This is a genomic window from Dysgonomonas sp. Marseille-P4361 (genome assembly GCF_900343125.1).
In the GTDB taxonomy this organism is placed as follows: domain Bacteria; phylum Bacteroidota; class Bacteroidia; order Bacteroidales; family Dysgonomonadaceae; genus Dysgonomonas.
In genome coordinates this window covers 25,530-40,893 of sequence record NZ_OPYL01000009.1, presented here as the reverse complement: position 1 = coordinate 40,893, position 15,364 = coordinate 25,530, and the positions used below count along the sequence as shown (strand labels likewise).

11 protein-coding genes are annotated in these 15,364 nt (G+C 34.2%); 9 read left to right on the top strand and 2 right to left on the bottom strand.

Annotated elements, in window-relative coordinates; all coding sequences use genetic code 11:
* Positions 1 to 227 precede the first annotated feature (227 nt).
* The 4 genes from sucC to DHU68_RS13115 all read left to right on the top strand — a co-directional run bounded on the left by sucC (position 228) and on the right by DHU68_RS13115 (position 5,378).
* The gene (sucC, locus tag DHU68_RS13130; RefSeq protein ID WP_108823461.1) at positions 228 to 1,358 is read left to right on the top strand and encodes an ADP-forming succinate--CoA ligase subunit beta; all 1,131 of its coding nucleotides are present in this window, start codon (positions 228 to 230) and stop codon (positions 1,356 to 1,358) included.
* Between the two features lie 51 nt (positions 1,359 to 1,409).
* Complete coding sequence (gene sucD, locus DHU68_RS13125) at positions 1,410 to 2,285, top strand: succinate--CoA ligase subunit alpha (protein WP_108823460.1); 876 nt, start codon at positions 1,410 to 1,412, stop codon at positions 2,283 to 2,285.
* A gap of 327 nt (positions 2,286 to 2,612) precedes the next feature.
* Positions 2,613 to 4,934: a cation:proton antiporter gene (locus DHU68_RS13120; RefSeq protein WP_108823459.1), complete on the top strand. Its 2,322-nt coding sequence runs from the start codon at positions 2,613 to 2,615 to the stop codon at positions 4,932 to 4,934.
* A 12-nt stretch (positions 4,935 to 4,946) separates the two neighbouring features.
* A complete protein-coding gene (locus DHU68_RS13115; protein ID WP_108823458.1) occupies positions 4,947 to 5,378 on the top strand; it encodes a GNAT family N-acetyltransferase in 432 nt (143 codons plus the stop codon).
* Between the two features lie 35 nt (positions 5,379 to 5,413).
* Here DHU68_RS13115 and DHU68_RS13110 read toward each other — a convergent pair whose 3' ends face one another.
* Together DHU68_RS13110 and DHU68_RS13105 are read right to left on the bottom strand one after the other, a co-directional pair.
* Entirely contained in the window at positions 5,414 to 7,375 is a 1,962-nt protein-coding gene (locus DHU68_RS13110) for a DUF3857 domain-containing protein (RefSeq protein WP_108823457.1), read from the bottom strand.
* Entirely contained in the window at positions 7,372 to 9,198 is a 1,827-nt protein-coding gene (locus tag DHU68_RS13105; RefSeq protein WP_108823456.1) for a DUF3857 domain-containing protein, read from the bottom strand. The genes DHU68_RS13110 and DHU68_RS13105 overlap by 4 nt, the downstream gene beginning before the upstream one ends.
* A 179-nt stretch (positions 9,199 to 9,377) precedes the next feature.
* Between DHU68_RS13105 and purH the strand changes: the two genes are divergently transcribed.
* The 5 genes from purH (at position 9,378) to mrdA (ending at position 15,344) form a co-directional block, all read left to right on the top strand.
* A complete protein-coding gene (purH, locus tag DHU68_RS13100) occupies positions 9,378 to 10,901 on the top strand; it encodes a bifunctional phosphoribosylaminoimidazolecarboxamide formyltransferase/IMP cyclohydrolase (protein ID WP_108823455.1) in 1,524 nt (507 codons plus the stop codon).
* Positions 10,902 to 10,929: 28 nt separating this feature from the next.
* Complete coding sequence (locus DHU68_RS13095) at positions 10,930 to 11,955, top strand: rod shape-determining protein (RefSeq protein ID WP_108823454.1); 1,026 nt, start codon at positions 10,930 to 10,932, stop codon at positions 11,953 to 11,955.
* Positions 11,956 to 12,041: 86 nt separating this feature from the next.
* Positions 12,042 to 12,905 carry a rod shape-determining protein MreC gene (gene mreC, locus DHU68_RS13090; RefSeq protein WP_108823453.1) on the top strand — a complete coding sequence of 288 codons (864 nt, stop codon included), beginning with the start codon at positions 12,042 to 12,044 and terminating at the stop codon, positions 12,903 to 12,905.
* 19 nt (positions 12,906 to 12,924) lie between these two features.
* A complete protein-coding gene (gene mreD / locus DHU68_RS13085) occupies positions 12,925 to 13,419 on the top strand; it encodes a rod shape-determining protein MreD (RefSeq protein WP_255412510.1) in 495 nt (164 codons plus the stop codon).
* Positions 13,401 to 15,344 (top strand): penicillin-binding protein 2, encoded by a 1,944-nt coding sequence (gene mrdA / locus DHU68_RS13080; protein ID WP_108823451.1) that lies wholly within the window; start codon positions 13,401 to 13,403, stop codon positions 15,342 to 15,344. Before mreD ends, mrdA begins: the two co-directional genes overlap by 19 nt.
* Positions 15,345 to 15,364: the final 20 nt, after the last annotated feature.

The following is a 15,364-nucleotide window of genomic DNA, read 5'->3' as shown; positions in this document are numbered from 1 at the left end:
AAATGTAGAAACTCTCATTTTTTATAAAGCATCTCTTAACTTAATATCACTTTTGAAAAGCTTTTTTATTAGTTATATAGCCTCAACTTAGAATTATAAAAGCATAATATTTTTCGCTATCAAAAAGAAATTCACAAAACCTATTAACTTATAGAACTTTATACCCCAACAACGTGTTAAAAAGACAGGAATAGTATATCTTTTAATAAATTCAAAATTAAAAGTCCATGAAAATACACGAACATCAAGCCAAGCAATTATTTTATTCTTATGGAATTCCCGTAGAAAAATTCATTTTGAGTAAAACTTCTGAAGAATCGTTGAATGCATACAATACAATGCCCACTGAAAGAGTAGTGGTAAAGGCCCAAGTCCTTACAGGTGGTAGAGGAAAGGCTGGAGGGATTAAATTAGCCAAGACAAAAGACGAAGTAAAGTTATATTCTGAGGCTATCCTCAATATGAGCATAAAAAATCTACCCGTTCGGAAAGTAATTATAAGTGAAGCTGTAAATATCAAATCCGAATATTATATAAGTTTTACCATAGATCGTAATGCGAAATCGGCTGTATTAATCCTAAGCGACGAAGGGGGAATGGATATAGAAGAAGTGGCTGTAAAAAAGCCGGATAAAATATATAAATTTCCGATAGATCCCAGTATAGGCATACCTGATTTTCTTGCCCGTAAGTTTGCTCTTTCCATCTTAGATGATATTTACTTAGTCACCCAGCTTGGGCAGATAATACAGAAACTATACCAATTATTTATAGACAAAGATGCTTCGTTAGCAGAAATCAACCCTTTAGTCCTGACTGACGAAAATAAATTAATTGCTATAGATGGAAAAATGATGTTTGATAATAATGCCCTTTATAGACAACCCGATTTACAAGAATTCTTTGAGCCAACAGAAGAGGAATTAATAGAAGCTAATGCTAAAGAGAAAGGGTTCAGTTATGTCCATCTGGAGGGGAATATAGGATGTATGGTGAATGGTGCGGGGTTAGCTATGGCAACAATGGATATGATCAAATTATATGGTGGAACTCCTGCTAACTTTCTAGATATAGGTGGAAGCTCCAATCCTCAAAAGGTAATAGATGCAATGACATTACTATTAAAAGACCCTCAAGTTAGGGTTGTTTTGATAAATATATTTGGAGGAATTACTCGTTGCGATGATGTAGCTTCAGGGCTAATCAAAGCATTTGATCAACTCAAAACAGATATTCCTGTTATCGTTCGCCTTACAGGAACCAATGAACAAGAGGGACGTAAAATATTAGAAAACACTCGATTTAAAGTAGCAGAAACTATGAGTGAAGCTGTTAGTATGGCTGTTAAAAGTATCTGAAAGTTTGATTCTTTATCTCCTGATTAAGTTTATATCTAAAAAAAATGAATTATGAGCATCTTAATAAATAAAACAACAAGATTGATCGTACAAGGAATAACCGGACGAGATGGGAGATTCCACACTCAAAAAATGAAAGCTTATGGCACGAATATAGTAGGAGGGACCTCTCCCGGAAAAGGAGGGACTTCAGTAGAAGGAATTCCCATCTTCAATACCATGTATGAAGCAGTAGAACAAACCAAAGCTAACACTTCAATTATTTTTGTTCCTGCCCGTTTTGCTGCTGATGCTATGATGGAAGCAGCCGATGCAGGCATACAATTAATCATATGTATATCCGAAGGAGTGCCTACCTTAGATGTCGTGAAAGCATATCATTACATTAATTCAAAAGGAGCAATGCTAATAGGTCCAAATTGTCCGGGTTTGATGTCTCCTGAAGAATCTCTGACAGGAATATTACCCGGACAAATTTTCAAGAAAGGAAATATTGGTGTGATAAGCAGAAGCGGAACTTTAACATATGAGATTGTTTATCACCTCACAAATAAAGGCTTGGGACAATCTACCGCAATAGGAATGGGAGGAGACCCTGTCGTTGGACTATATTTCTGTGAATTATTAAAGATGTTCCAAGGTGATCCCGAGACTGAAGCGATTGTATTGATTGGCGAAATAGGAGGCAATGCAGAAGAGCAAGCTGCCGAATATATAAAAAAACATGTATCGAAACCCGTTGTGGGGTTTATAGCCGGTCAGGCTGCACCTGTAGGAAAGCAAATGGGACATGCAGGTGCAATCATATCAAGTGGATCAGGTACAGCTCAAGAGAAAATATCTGCTCTGGAAGCAGCCGGAGTAAAAGTAGCAAAAGAGCCTTCTGAAATACCAGAAATGCTAATTGAAAGACTTTGTAATAAATAAAAAATGTTATTTTTAATTTTCAAGAATAACTTAATAAGATAGAAAACTCAATTCTATTTGTACAAGAGTTTATAAATATCATAATTTTATAAAAAACATAAACCTTTATAAGCGACAAACTTATGAAGGTTTATTATTTCATTCAACTATAAGACCATAAAGCTTATAGCTTTTATTTATAAATTACAAAAAGAATAACCCCTTGATCTTTCGACTACAGAAAACAAAATAGATGAATGAAAACCTTGAATTTTTGCCTCTTTTTTATTAAATTTGGCAAAGATTTTTTATAAATATTGAGCTTTTAAGAATAAAATATAAAATTTTATGACGCATTTGCCACCGATTATTAGCGATCTTGCTTTTATGTTAATCGTAGCTGGAATTGTAACCATTATCTTCAAATGGTTAAAACAGCCTGTTGTTTTAGGATATATTATTGCCGGATTTATCACCGGACCTCATTTTAATTTTTTCCCTACAGTTTCTGACACAGATAGTATCAACATCTGGGGAGAAATAGGAGTTATATTCCTCCTGTTCGGTATGGGACTGGAATTTAGTTTCAAAAAGCTGATGAGTAATAGTAAGACTGGATTTATTACTCTTCTTATGATTGCTCTAGGGCTCGGAGTATCGGGATTCTTTCTCGGTACATGGATGGGATGGAGTCAGTGGGACAGTATCATCCTTGGGTGTATGCTCTGTCTGTCTTCTACAACCATAATAGTCAAAGGTTTCGAAGATCCAAAATATAGAGGAAAACGTTTTACTGAAGTTGTTTTTGGAATATTAATTTTTGACGACCTGTTTGCCATACTGGTAATGGTATTCTTAGGTACGATAGCCGTAAGTAGCCAACATATAGAAGGTACTGAAATATTAATGAGCTTAGGAAAGCTAGTCTTCTTCATGGTTGTATGGGTTGTTTGCGGAATCTTTATTATTCCTACTTTCTTAAAAAAAGTGAGACGCTGGCTAAATGATGAAACTTTACTAATTATTTCCCTTGGTCTTTGCTTGGGTATGGTTGTATTTGCTACGAAAGTAGATTTATCTTCTGCACTGGGAGCATTCATTATGGGGTCTATTTTAGCTGAAACAGTAGCTTTAGAAAACATAGAAAGAGTCACCAAGCCTATCAAAGATTTCTTTGGAGCCATATTCTTCGTATCCGTAGGAATGTTAATGGATCCAGCTATCGTTACAGATAATTATCAAAGTATAATATTAATTACACTTCTTGTTCTTGTCGGAAAGATTGTCTTTACTACATGGGGCGCTCGTATATCTGGAGAGTCGATGCTAGTCTCAATGCAATCTGGGTTTAGTATGGCACAAGTAGGGGAGTTTGCCTTCATTGTGGCCGGTACTGCTATTGCTTACGGACTTGCTGATAATTTTATATACCCAATCATTATTGCTGTATCTGTTATCACAACATTTACAACTCCTTACCTGATGGCTGTATGTCCTGCTGCCTATGACTTTATGATGAGAACCATCCCTACTTCGTGGAGAGATAGCATTCTTGCTAAGGATAAAAAATTAGAATCCCCAGAGCCAACATCTTTATGGGCTAAATTTTTAAAGAATTATCTGTTTAATATCATTATTTTCATCTCTCTGGGAATAGCAATAGTGTTACTCTCTTTTACTTTCCTATTTCCTCATATTTCTACTATTGTAGGATGGCCATGGGTTAATATTATATGTTTATTAATCACATTAATAGCTATATCACCTATCCTTAAAGGATTGGTATATAGAGGTGGCGAACAACCTTTTCTTATCCTAAAACTGTGGAAGCAGGATGTTAAATACAGATTTATATTATCTACTCTTATTGTTATAAGATATATCATCGCATTCGGATTTGTATACTACATATTCTGGAAATTCTTAGATGTACCTATCTGGGTATCAGCTATTGCTGCAATCGCACTTTTGCTAATCTTATTCCGCTCTAAATATCTTTTGAAATTATACTGGAATATGGAATACCGTTTTGTCATTAATTTCAATCAAAGAATCATTAATGAAAAACGGATAAAAAATAAGGAACATGAAGGCGTTACAACATTTGAACTCAAAAACGAAAGTTGGATAGAACAAAACCTTTATGTAGGAAAATTCAAATTAGGCAAAGGGTCGGATTATGAAAATGTAAAACTAAAAGATACTGACTTCAGATCAAGATACGGTTTGATTATTATTGATGTTATTAGAAATAAGGAAGACCTGTATTTCCCTAATGGAGAGTTCATTCTATTAGAAAATGATGACATTACAGTAGTTGGTAATATTGAGCAAATAAACAGATTAGCCTCAGATAAGAATCAAATAACTCTTGAACGGACATATTTGAAGACTATTCATCAGTTTGCAAAAAAACAAGATCAGGATCCGGACTCTAAGATTAAATGTGTTTCTCTTATCATTGATAAGGATTCAGGATTATATGAGAAAAGCTTGCTGCAATCTGAAATGGGTAAAAGAGGAAAGGGCTATGTCGTTGGAGTGGAAAGAAGTACCGGATACGAAATAAACCCTCTTGCTTCAACAGTATTCAAAGAGGATGACATCATTTGGATTGTTGGCAATAAAGAAAGCATTTACGAAATATTGAAAGAGAACTTTCATTTTTAAAAGAAAAAAGAAGTGAATATTGAGTTAGTTAAGGAATATTCAGATGAATTACTAGAGGCCATCAACCGCCTGATGCCTCGATTAACAAGTAATTTTGGTCAGATAGATGAAGAGTATCTTAAACAGCTATTGGCTGAAAAGAATTCTCATCTATTTATTGCCAGAGCCGAAAATTCTTTAATAATAGGAGCATTGACTCTCAATATCTTCACTATTCCAACTTCTAAAAAGGCCTATATCGAAGATGTAGTTGTTGACAACTCAGCACAAGGCAAAGGAGTAGGGAAGGCTTTATTGGATGCTGCTATTTGTTATGCTCGTGAGGAAAAGGTCGTACAGGTAGAATTAACTTCAAATCCAAGTAGGGTAGCAGCAAACAAACTTTATCAAAAGTTAGGATTCGAGAAAAGAGAAACTAATTATTATAAATTACAGCTTAAGTAATTCTACTTAAGCTGTAATTTATCATCTAGGACTGATCATTCCTTGACTAATACTATCATTTCGGAAAATCGTTTTATTATTTCGGCGAAAGATTGTTTTAGTCTTTCGTAATCAGAAGCATTATACATATTACGTTTTAATGTATAGTAAGCATTTGTTTCTATAATATTATCATGTTTTTGGCAGACATAATCTATCTTAACAACATCATTGTCTTCCATATAGCTTTCTGGCATATATTCAACCTTATAACCCTCAGGTATCTCTAACTTCGATTTATAAATCTCACCTTGAATAAACATCAGGTCAACAGGAAGTTTTCTTTCTTTTTGCTTAAAAGGGTTATCCGATATAGATATATTAAAATATGGATGAATAAAAAGCTTATCTGCAGAACTTTCAATGAGCGAAGAAAAGTCAAAAGAGAAAACAAAAGGTCTGTTTAGTTTATCATTCTGAACTACTTTTACTCCATTCTTGACATCTATATTATTTTTATCTTTAAGATGTTTGATAAGATTATCTTCTTTTCCCATATAAATCTTTCGATAATTATAAGCTTCATAATCCGTACCAAAAAATACAGCGCCCACATTTGCTTCTTTTTTTTCTGAATTTATAGTTATTTTAAATTCTTTCTGTTCTAAAGAATTCCTTCGTTGAAACATTTGTGTCCATTCTTCCGATTTAGGTTTTATAACCAATCCTTCTACATTAATACATCTTGGAGGTAAACTATTGTAATACAATAATGGTTCTGAAGCATCGATATAAATAGGCTTACCATCAACTACAGCCATAGCTATTACATAGTTAAAAGATTGAGTAAAAGGAGCACTTATACTTATCAATCCGTGCCCTCTAGTACTGAGAACGATCGGATATACTTCTATTTCAGCCCCCTCGAGCAGACCTATGAGAAAAAGATTCAAACTCCCTATATTACCTGTCTTTTGCTTTAATAACGAAGAAAGTTTATCAGAAGCATATTTACCATAGAAACCATCCCAGAAATAATTATTCTTCACATAGTCAGCTATTACCTCTACTTTTTGTATAGGAGTCTTATCTGCAATATCTAATGTCTCTAGTATTTTTTTTGATTCTTTCTTACTGTTCTTTATAAACTTTCCAAATCTATCATCTTTAAGAAAATCATCACTCATCGCAGACCAAGTAGTAATTAACTCTTGAGATCCACCTGTAGGCAAAGTATATTTAGCTAACTGAAATTTAATAGCCATCATATAATCATTGGCTGATGTTACATACAACTCATCTCTAAAGGCTGGAATATCTTTCTTACCGAAAGTAAATTCTTTCTCTTTATAAGTAAATCGACCAAATTGTTTATTATCATTTAATAATTCAGATGTTTGAACATCAAACGTCTCTGTTCCTTTAACTAAGTATGCATACTCATAATAAGGGATTGCCTTATATTTTAGTTGACTATAAACTACTGGAATTTTACGTTGAAATTGCCACTCTCTCATATGATAGAAATAAGGTGTGACTATCTTATATTTTAATTCAACAACAGAGCCTTCCCTTACATCTGCAAAGGTTACCTTTTTAACACTTATATTATTATTAACTTTTTCTTCAAAAATATTTTTACTTGTCAAAGCTGTTTTCGATAATTCTCCATTTTCATAATTAAAGGTTGTACCTTCAATATATTCAATAGATTCCCAATCTCGCCCTTCCATATAGTACGGAATTTCGAAACTAGCATATTCAACTCCAGCCTGTTTCAGTATTTTAATCTTTATATGTTTTGTCATATGCAGTAGTAACCCATTCAAAATATCTCCCTGAAAATAATAATCTCCAAGATCGTAGACAACAAGAGCTTCTGCATCTTTATCTTTCTCATATTCTTTCATACTCATTTCATACTGAGTAACTTTCCCTTCCTCTTGAGTATAATTCTCCTGAGAATAACCTTTTAGCATCAAGGTTAGTAAGACAATAATAACACTAGTTCTTTTCATAATATTTCGATGTATAAGTTCGTCCGTTCATTATTCCATACAGACAAGATAAAATTAAAGAAATCCTGATATTCAGATATACTATATTCTCCCTGATAGATTATAACAGACTTAGATACAATTACTTTATTTTCATCTGATTTTATAGTCATTTCATACCGACCATATTTTGATTCTATATTTATATCATTCGGAACTTTTGCGATATCAAAGTTTGCGATATCATAAACTATAGTATCAGAATAGTATTCAGGCAGCTCAATTTTCACATCCTGCGTCCTGTTTTCAGGCAACTCATATTTAGGTGTATTGATTGGGAATATTTTTAAAACCAGATTATTTCCATATTTCTTATATAAATTATTCACTTTGCATGAAGCTTTAAGTTCTATATTCGGAACTTTAGATTCATCTTTTTCAATACTATAGTCTAGTAGTTCATAAGAGCCATGCAAAATATTCTCACGAATATATTTCTCGAGTACATTTCTGTTTTTTTCCTTTAGTAGATATGTAAGATACTCATATTCTGAGCCTCTGTTTTCTATAAGAAGGTCTACATTTTGATTATCAATATCTACTTCGATATGACGAGTACATTTCACGTCATTAAGCTGTTTGGTTGGAATATCTACAAATCGACTATTTCTTTCATCAATTAATAAAGCTTTCCGACCTTGAATAGAACTCGAAATATAGCCAAACGGAGTATTCTTTGATGTACATTCTAAAAAAACAGTATCCTTATCGATAGGAAGCGTTAAAATTGCATGATTAAATTTTTGTTCCGGAAAATTTGTATCTATATCTAATATCCTACGTCCTGCTCTTATCAGTGTATAATAAGATTTAATACCTGCATATTTTAACATAGCCTGCATATAATTAGAGAGAGCTTTACAGTCTCCATATTTATTCGTACACACATAGCTGGCCGGATATGTTTGCATACCTCCAATATCTATATTAACATTTACATATCTGGTGTAGTCTTGCAGGTATTTATATAAAATCTTGGCTTTCTCTATATCCTTATCAACTCCAGCCAATAAAGAATTAATCTTCTGTTTTTCTGAATCTGTCAGTTCATATCTACCTTTATTAAGATTAAAAATCCAATCCCCAAATGTTTTCCAGTTTTCATAACTGCCTTCTACTCCATACTTAAAGTTCACAGGTAATACCTGAATGAAAGGGGCATCTTGCCTATTAATAGAAATATTCCTTTCTATTTTATCGGGAGGATTGTAAGTATATCTCCATATATATTTGTTTCGTCCCGAAGAGTCAATAATCTCAGGATCATCCACATTTCTTTGTCTGTACTTAATTTCTTTTTTAGAATCTACATCTACTGTAATGATAGCTTCTCTGACGGGAGTTAAACTCTCTGCATAATTTATGGAAAATACAGAAAAGAATTTAGAGAATGTTTTTTTGTAAGAGTAAACAATTCTATAAGGATATACATTATGTTTCAATTCAAATGTTTTTACAAAATCATCCTCATATAAAGAAATATCAGAGATCGAATTTCTGTCTTCAATGTCCTTTTTATTTAATTTCCTGATAATATTTCCCTCTAAATCTTCTATCCATGCACTTCCTATAGATAATTTATCTCCTTTTGTATAGTCTATGCTGATTCTGACATCATTGTCGCCAGCTCGGTCATTTATTTGTAAGACAATAGTATCTATTCTTGTTAGTTTATTGTTTTCTACTTTACTTAAAGATTTGTATAATATTATTTCACTCTTATGAGATTGACTATGCAGTAAAACGGAAATAAGTGTAAATAAAAATAATATGTAGTATCTCATCTGCTTCAAAGGTTAACTATATTCACGAATATAAACATTAATTAAGAATAACATCTGATTTTTACGTAATATTTTACGCATCTTATTTATTCTTAAAAATTTATCTAAAAAAGGGCTCTAGTAATAATAGTTTTTATAACTTTGTTTCCCTAAAAATAAACGGAAAATCAATACATAACATGTCTTTAGAAAAAAAAATTAAAACGGCTTTGGTTTCGGTTTATCATAAAGATGGACTCGATGATATAATTAAAAAATTAAATAGTCAAGGCGTTCGCTTTATCTCTACTGGTGGCACAAAAACTTTTATTGAATCACTAGGAATAGAATGTGCTGCTGTTGAAGATACTACAGGCTATCCGTCTATATTGGGAGGTAGAGTGAAAACGTTGCATCCAAAAATATTTGGAGGTATTCTGTGTCGCCGAGAACTGCCTGAAGATATGAAACAAATTAAAGCCTATGACATACAAGAAATCGATCTTGTTATTGTAGACCTTTATCCTTTCGAAGAAACTGTAGCTTCGGGCGCAGAAGAACAAGATATAATTGAGAAAATAGATATAGGTGGTATATCATTGATACGTGCTGCTGCTAAGAATTTCAAAGATGTAATCATTGTTGCATCAAAACAACAATATGCTCCTTTGATGAAGCTAATCGAAGAAAAAAATGGAGTATCCGATATAAATGACAGAAAATTCTTTGCCAAGGAAGCTTTCTCTGTATCTTCTTCTTACGATACTGCTATTTTCAATTATATGGATAACTATGAAGGTTCGGCTTTCAGATATGCAGAAGATAATGCTATGCATCTGCGTTATGGGGAAAACCCTCACCAAAAAGGAACTTTCTATGGAGACTTCAATGCTATGTTCGATCAACTACATGGTCGCGAAATTTCATACAATAACCTCCTTGATATAGAAGCCTCAGTAAGTTTGATAAGCGAATTCGATGATACAACGCTTGCAATTTTGAAACACAACAATGCATGTGGTATTGCCTCTCGACCTACTGTAGTAGAAGCTTGGAAAGATGCTTTGGCTGGAGATCCGGTTTCTGCTTTTGGTGGAATTATTGTGAGCAATAGAAAGATTGACAAAGAAGCTGCTGAAGAAATCAATAAAATATTCTTCGAAATCATCATTGCTCCCGAATATGACAATGAGGCTTTAGAAATATTAAAACAAAAGAAAAATCGTATTATCTTAGTCCAAAAACAAGGATTAAGCGGAACAAAACAATTCCGTTCGTTATTGAATGGTGTTTTGGAACAAGATAAAGATTTAAGCATACAGACGGCGTCTGATTTAGAACTTGTAACCAACAGAGCTTTACTAGATTCAGAAATTGAAGATCTTATCTTTGCTAACAAATTAGTAAAGCATACAAAATCAAATGCTATTATTCTTGTTAAGAACAAGCAGTTATGCGCTGGAGGAACAGGACAGACATCGCGTGTTGACGCCTTGAAGCAAGCAATAGAAAAAGCAAACTCTTTTGGCTTCAATCTAGATGGATCTGTTATGGCATCCGATGCATTTTTTCCATTCCCAGACTGTGTAGAGATAGCTGGTAATGTAGGTGTAACTGCTGTAGTACAACCTGGAGGTTCGATTAATGACAAGCTATCTATAGAATATTGTAATGAACACAATATTTCTATGGTAGTTACAGGAGTACGCCATTTTAAACATTAATTACTTTTTTAATAAACTATAGTAAAATATGGGATTATTTTCTTTTACTCAAGAAATAGCGATGGACCTTGGTACTGCCAATACCATCATCATACATAATGGCAAGATCGTTGTTGATCAGCCTTCTGTTATTGCCTTGGAACGTAAAAATGGCAAGGTGATAGCAGTAGGAGAGAAGGCAAGACAAATGCATGGAAAAACTCACGAAGATATACGTACTGTCAGACCTCTGAAAGATGGGGTTATTGCAGACTTTACTGCAGCAGAACAAATGATTCGCGGTTTAATAAAAATGTTCAATAGCAGAAGTCGCTTATTCTCTCCATCTCTACGTATCGTTATATGTATTCCTTCAGGAAGTACAGAAGTAGAGACTCGTGCAATTAGAGACTCTGCCGAACATGCAGGAGGTCGCGATGTTTATATGATTTACGAACCAATGGCTGCCGCTCTGGGTATCGGAATAGATGTTGAAGCCCCTGAAGGAAACATGATTGTTGATATAGGTGGAGGTACAACCGAAATTGCTGTTATCTCTCTAGGAGGTATTGTTTCCAATAAATCTATTAAGATTGCAGGTGATGACCTTACTGAAGATATTCAGGAATATATGGGACGTCAGCACAACATTAAAGTAGGAGAGCGCACTGCTGAAAATATTAAGATAGCAGTAGGAGCAGCCCTTACCGAATTGCCGGAAGAAGATATGCCTGAGGATTTCATTGTACATGGACCTAATCGTATGACATCTTTGCCGATGGATATTCCTGTATCGTACCAAGAAATGGCTCACTGTTTAGATAAATCTATTTCTAAAATGGACTCTGCAATTCTTAGTGCTTTAGAACAAACACCTCCCGAACTATATGCCGATATTGTTCGTAACGGTATTTACCTTACAGGTGGTGGAGCTCTGTTAAGAGGTTTGAGCAAACGCTTTACTGATAGAATTGGTATCCAATTTCACGTAGCTGAAGATCCATTACATGCAGTAGCAAAAGGTACAGGCATTGCTCTTAAAAATATAGAGAAATTCAATTTCTTAATGAGATAATTAAAAGTTGAAGCCTACTCTATATTACAGTAGATTTCAACTTTCTAATATGATAAATAAAAACAGATTAAAGGGATATAAGATATATGCGCAACCTTATTAACTTTTTATTAAGAAATAGCTCATGGTTCGTTTTCATATTTCTTGAACTAATCTGTTTTTATTTAGTTTTTAATAATAACTCTTATCAGGGAAACGTATTCTTTAAAGCTTCGAATGAAGTTAGCAACAAAGTTTACTCTATTTCGGGGAATATATCTTCCTACTTCGGACTAATAGAAGATAATCAAGAATTACTAGAACGTAATGCTGAACTTCGGGGTCAAATCGATGAGCTAAAAAATTATCTGCTAACTATAGAAGGAGACTCAATAAAAAGAGATTCTACTCTAAACTATATTTTTCAGCGAAATACACATCTTTCGGCTCCAGTTATAGCAAGAGTACAAAAAAATAGTATCTCTTTATTAGATAATTATATTATCATAAATAAAGGTATTACGGATGGCATAAGTACCGATATGGGAGTCATGTCTCACAACGGTGGAATTGTGGGTATAGTTAGAGTTGTAGGAGACAACTCATCTATTGTTCAATCTCTACTTAACTCAAATAGCAGATTTAGTTCTAAAAGAAAAGGTTCAAGCTCAGCTGGAATACTTGTTTGGGATGGTGGAGATACCAGATATGCAAGATTAACAGAATATCCTAAGTATGAAGACATTCAGATAGGAGATACTATAGTAACAAGTGGTTATTCTGACTTTTTCCCTGAAGATCTGCCTATTGGTGTAGTTGACGATATCAAGAGCGAGACAGATGATAACTTTTACAGTCTGAAAGTCAAATTATTTACAGATTTTGGTTCTATCAAGAATGTTGTTTTAGTAAAGAATACTAATGACGAAATAAAAGGATTAGAAGAGCAGCTGAAAAATGTTAAAAAGTAGTGTAATAAAATACTCAATTTTGTTTATTGTACTTGTATTGCTACAGGTATTGGTACTTAACAGAATCTCTTTCCTTGGCTATGCTGTACCATTTAGCTATATATATTTTATTTTGAAGCTACCTGTTGGTTACAACAGAAACATGACTCTTCTTTTAGGTTTTATCCTGGGGCTATGTATCGATTTACTTTGCAGTACACCCGGAATAAATGCAGCAGCAACCACTTTGTTGGCTTTTCTTTGCAGACCTGTGCAAGGACTATTCTTTATGACAGATGATTATGAAGACCAGACTCCTAGTTTTGGTTTGCTCGGATTCTCTTTTATGAAATATGCTATTCTTCTTACTTTAGTACATCATGCAGCTCTTATCTCGATAGAGTCTTTCTCTTTTTTCAATGTAAAACTTATGCTATTAAGAATAGTAGCATCAACGATTCTCACTTCAATCCTTATTTTTGCATTTGAAGGATTCTCAACTAAGAAGAAAAACTCATGGCAAAAAACAGTATAGACCTTACTAAACGAAAATATATCATAGGAAGTGTTGTCAGTTTAGTTATCTTAATATATATAATTCAATTATTCAACCTACAGATAATAAAAAGCACCTACAAAGAATCTGCCGATGGCAATGCATTCTTTAATAAGACTTTATATCCTGCAAGAGGGGTGATGTACGATAGAGAAGATCGCTTGTTGGTTTATAATCAACCGACTTACGATCTAGTTTATATTCCAAGACAAGTACAACCATTCGACACCTTAGAACTTTGTCGGGCTTTAGATATTACACGTGAGCAATTTGATAATCGTTTAGCAGATGTAAAGAATAAACGCCTCAATCCAGGATACTCAGCCTATACAATGCAAACGTTTATGACTCAGCTAACAGCTCAGGAAAGCGGTATCCTTCAAGAAAAACTCTATAAATTTCCGGGGTTCTTTATTCAAAAAAGAACTCTCAGACAATATAACTATCCTAATGCGGGATTACTTCTAGGTTATGTAGCCGAAGTTAGTAGAAAGCAGATGGAGAATGACAGCTATTATGCTCGTGGAGATTATGGAGGTAAATCTGGTATAGAAATCTCTTATGAAAAGTATTTACGAGGAGAGAAAGGAGTTGAAGTTCTGTTAAGAGATGCTCACGGAAGAATACAAGGAAAATACGAAAATGGAGCACATGATGTAGCGCCATCTTCGGGAAAAAATCTGACATTATCCATCGACATCGAACTTCAGGCTTATGGCGAATATTTACTGCAAAATAAAGTAGGTAGTATTGTCATGATAGAACCAGAAACAGGAGAAATACTGTGCATGGTTACCTCACCATCTTACGATCCGGCATTATTATTAGGTAGAGATTTCAGTAAAAACTACAAACAGCTTGCCGATGATCCACTAAAACCTCTTATTAACAGACCAATACAAGGTATATTTCCTCCTGGATCGACCTACAAAGTAGCTCAAGGATTAGTCTTCCTTGAAGAAGATATAATAAATACTTCTACCATGTTCTCCTGTGCAGGTGGCTACCCTCCGTTAGGAGGTAGACCTAAATGTCATGGACATGGTTCGCCACTACCTTTAATTCCTGCAATAGCAACATCTTGTAACTCTTTCTTCTGCTATGGATTAGCTAATATGCTAGGCAACAGACAAAAGTATGCGACTATACAGGATGCAATGGATGTATGGAATGAGTATATGACAGATATGGGATTTGGTCGTAGAGTGGGAGTAGACCTTCCTTCCGAATCATCCGGTTTTATACCTAGCAGCAAGTTTTACGACAGGTACAAAGGTAAAAATTGGAGAGCATCTAATGTTATCTCAATAAGCATAGGTCAAGGAGAGATAACGACTACGCCTCTTCAGGTTGCTAATTTGGCTGCTACGATTGCTAACAGAGGTTTTTTCTATACTCCCCATGTGGTTAAGAAAATACAAGATACCCCTCTTGAAGCTGAATATACAACAAAGAATATAGTTCCTATCAAGAGAGAACACTACGAAGCCACCGTTGAAGGAATGGCACAAGCCGTTACTTCGGGTACATGTAGAGGTGCGAACTTATTACCAGACATACAAGTATGTGGCAAAACCGGTACTGCTGAAAACCCACATGGTAGAGATCACTCTCTATTCATGGGATTCGCACCTAAAGATAATCCTAAGGTTGCTATTTGCGTTATTGTAGAAAATGGTGGTTTTGGTGCTACATTTGGAGTTCCTGTAGGGCGACTGATGATGCAAAAATATTTGAAAGGAGAAATTTCCGAAAGTGATAAGTGGATAGAAGATAGAATAGCAAACTCGGTGATACTCCCTCAGCGTTTTGTCAACCTAAACACCAAAAAGCGCAGTACAGAGAGTGATGGATCAACCGGAGATAGTAATGGAATCAAACCATTCAAACCAACAATAGAATAATAGTTAAACAGAGTAAGTCT

Bases quoted from the DNA above. Each gene is read 5' to 3' on its own strand.
- DHU68_RS13120 (WP_108823459.1), top strand. From the start codon at position 2,613: ATGACGCATTTGCCACCGATTATTAGCGATCTTGCTTTTATGTTAATC.
- DHU68_RS13105 (WP_108823456.1), bottom strand. From the start codon at position 9,198: ATGAGATACTACATATTATTTTTATTTACACTTATTTCCGTTTTACTG.
- sucD (WP_108823460.1), top strand. From the start codon at position 1,410: ATGAGCATCTTAATAAATAAAACAACAAGATTGATCGTACAAGGAATA.
- mrdA (WP_108823451.1), top strand. From the start codon at position 13,401: ATGGCAAAAAACAGTATAGACCTTACTAAACGAAAATATATCATAGGA.
- DHU68_RS13095 (WP_108823454.1), top strand. From the start codon at position 10,930: ATGGGATTATTTTCTTTTACTCAAGAAATAGCGATGGACCTTGGTACT.
- sucC (WP_108823461.1), top strand. From the start codon at position 228: ATGAAAATACACGAACATCAAGCCAAGCAATTATTTTATTCTTATGGA.
- mreC (WP_108823453.1), top strand. From the start codon at position 12,042: ATGCGCAACCTTATTAACTTTTTATTAAGAAATAGCTCATGGTTCGTT.
- DHU68_RS13110 (WP_108823457.1), bottom strand. From the start codon at position 7,375: ATGAAAAGAACTAGTGTTATTATTGTCTTACTAACCTTGATGCTAAAA.
- purH (WP_108823455.1), top strand. From the start codon at position 9,378: ATGTCTTTAGAAAAAAAAATTAAAACGGCTTTGGTTTCGGTTTATCAT.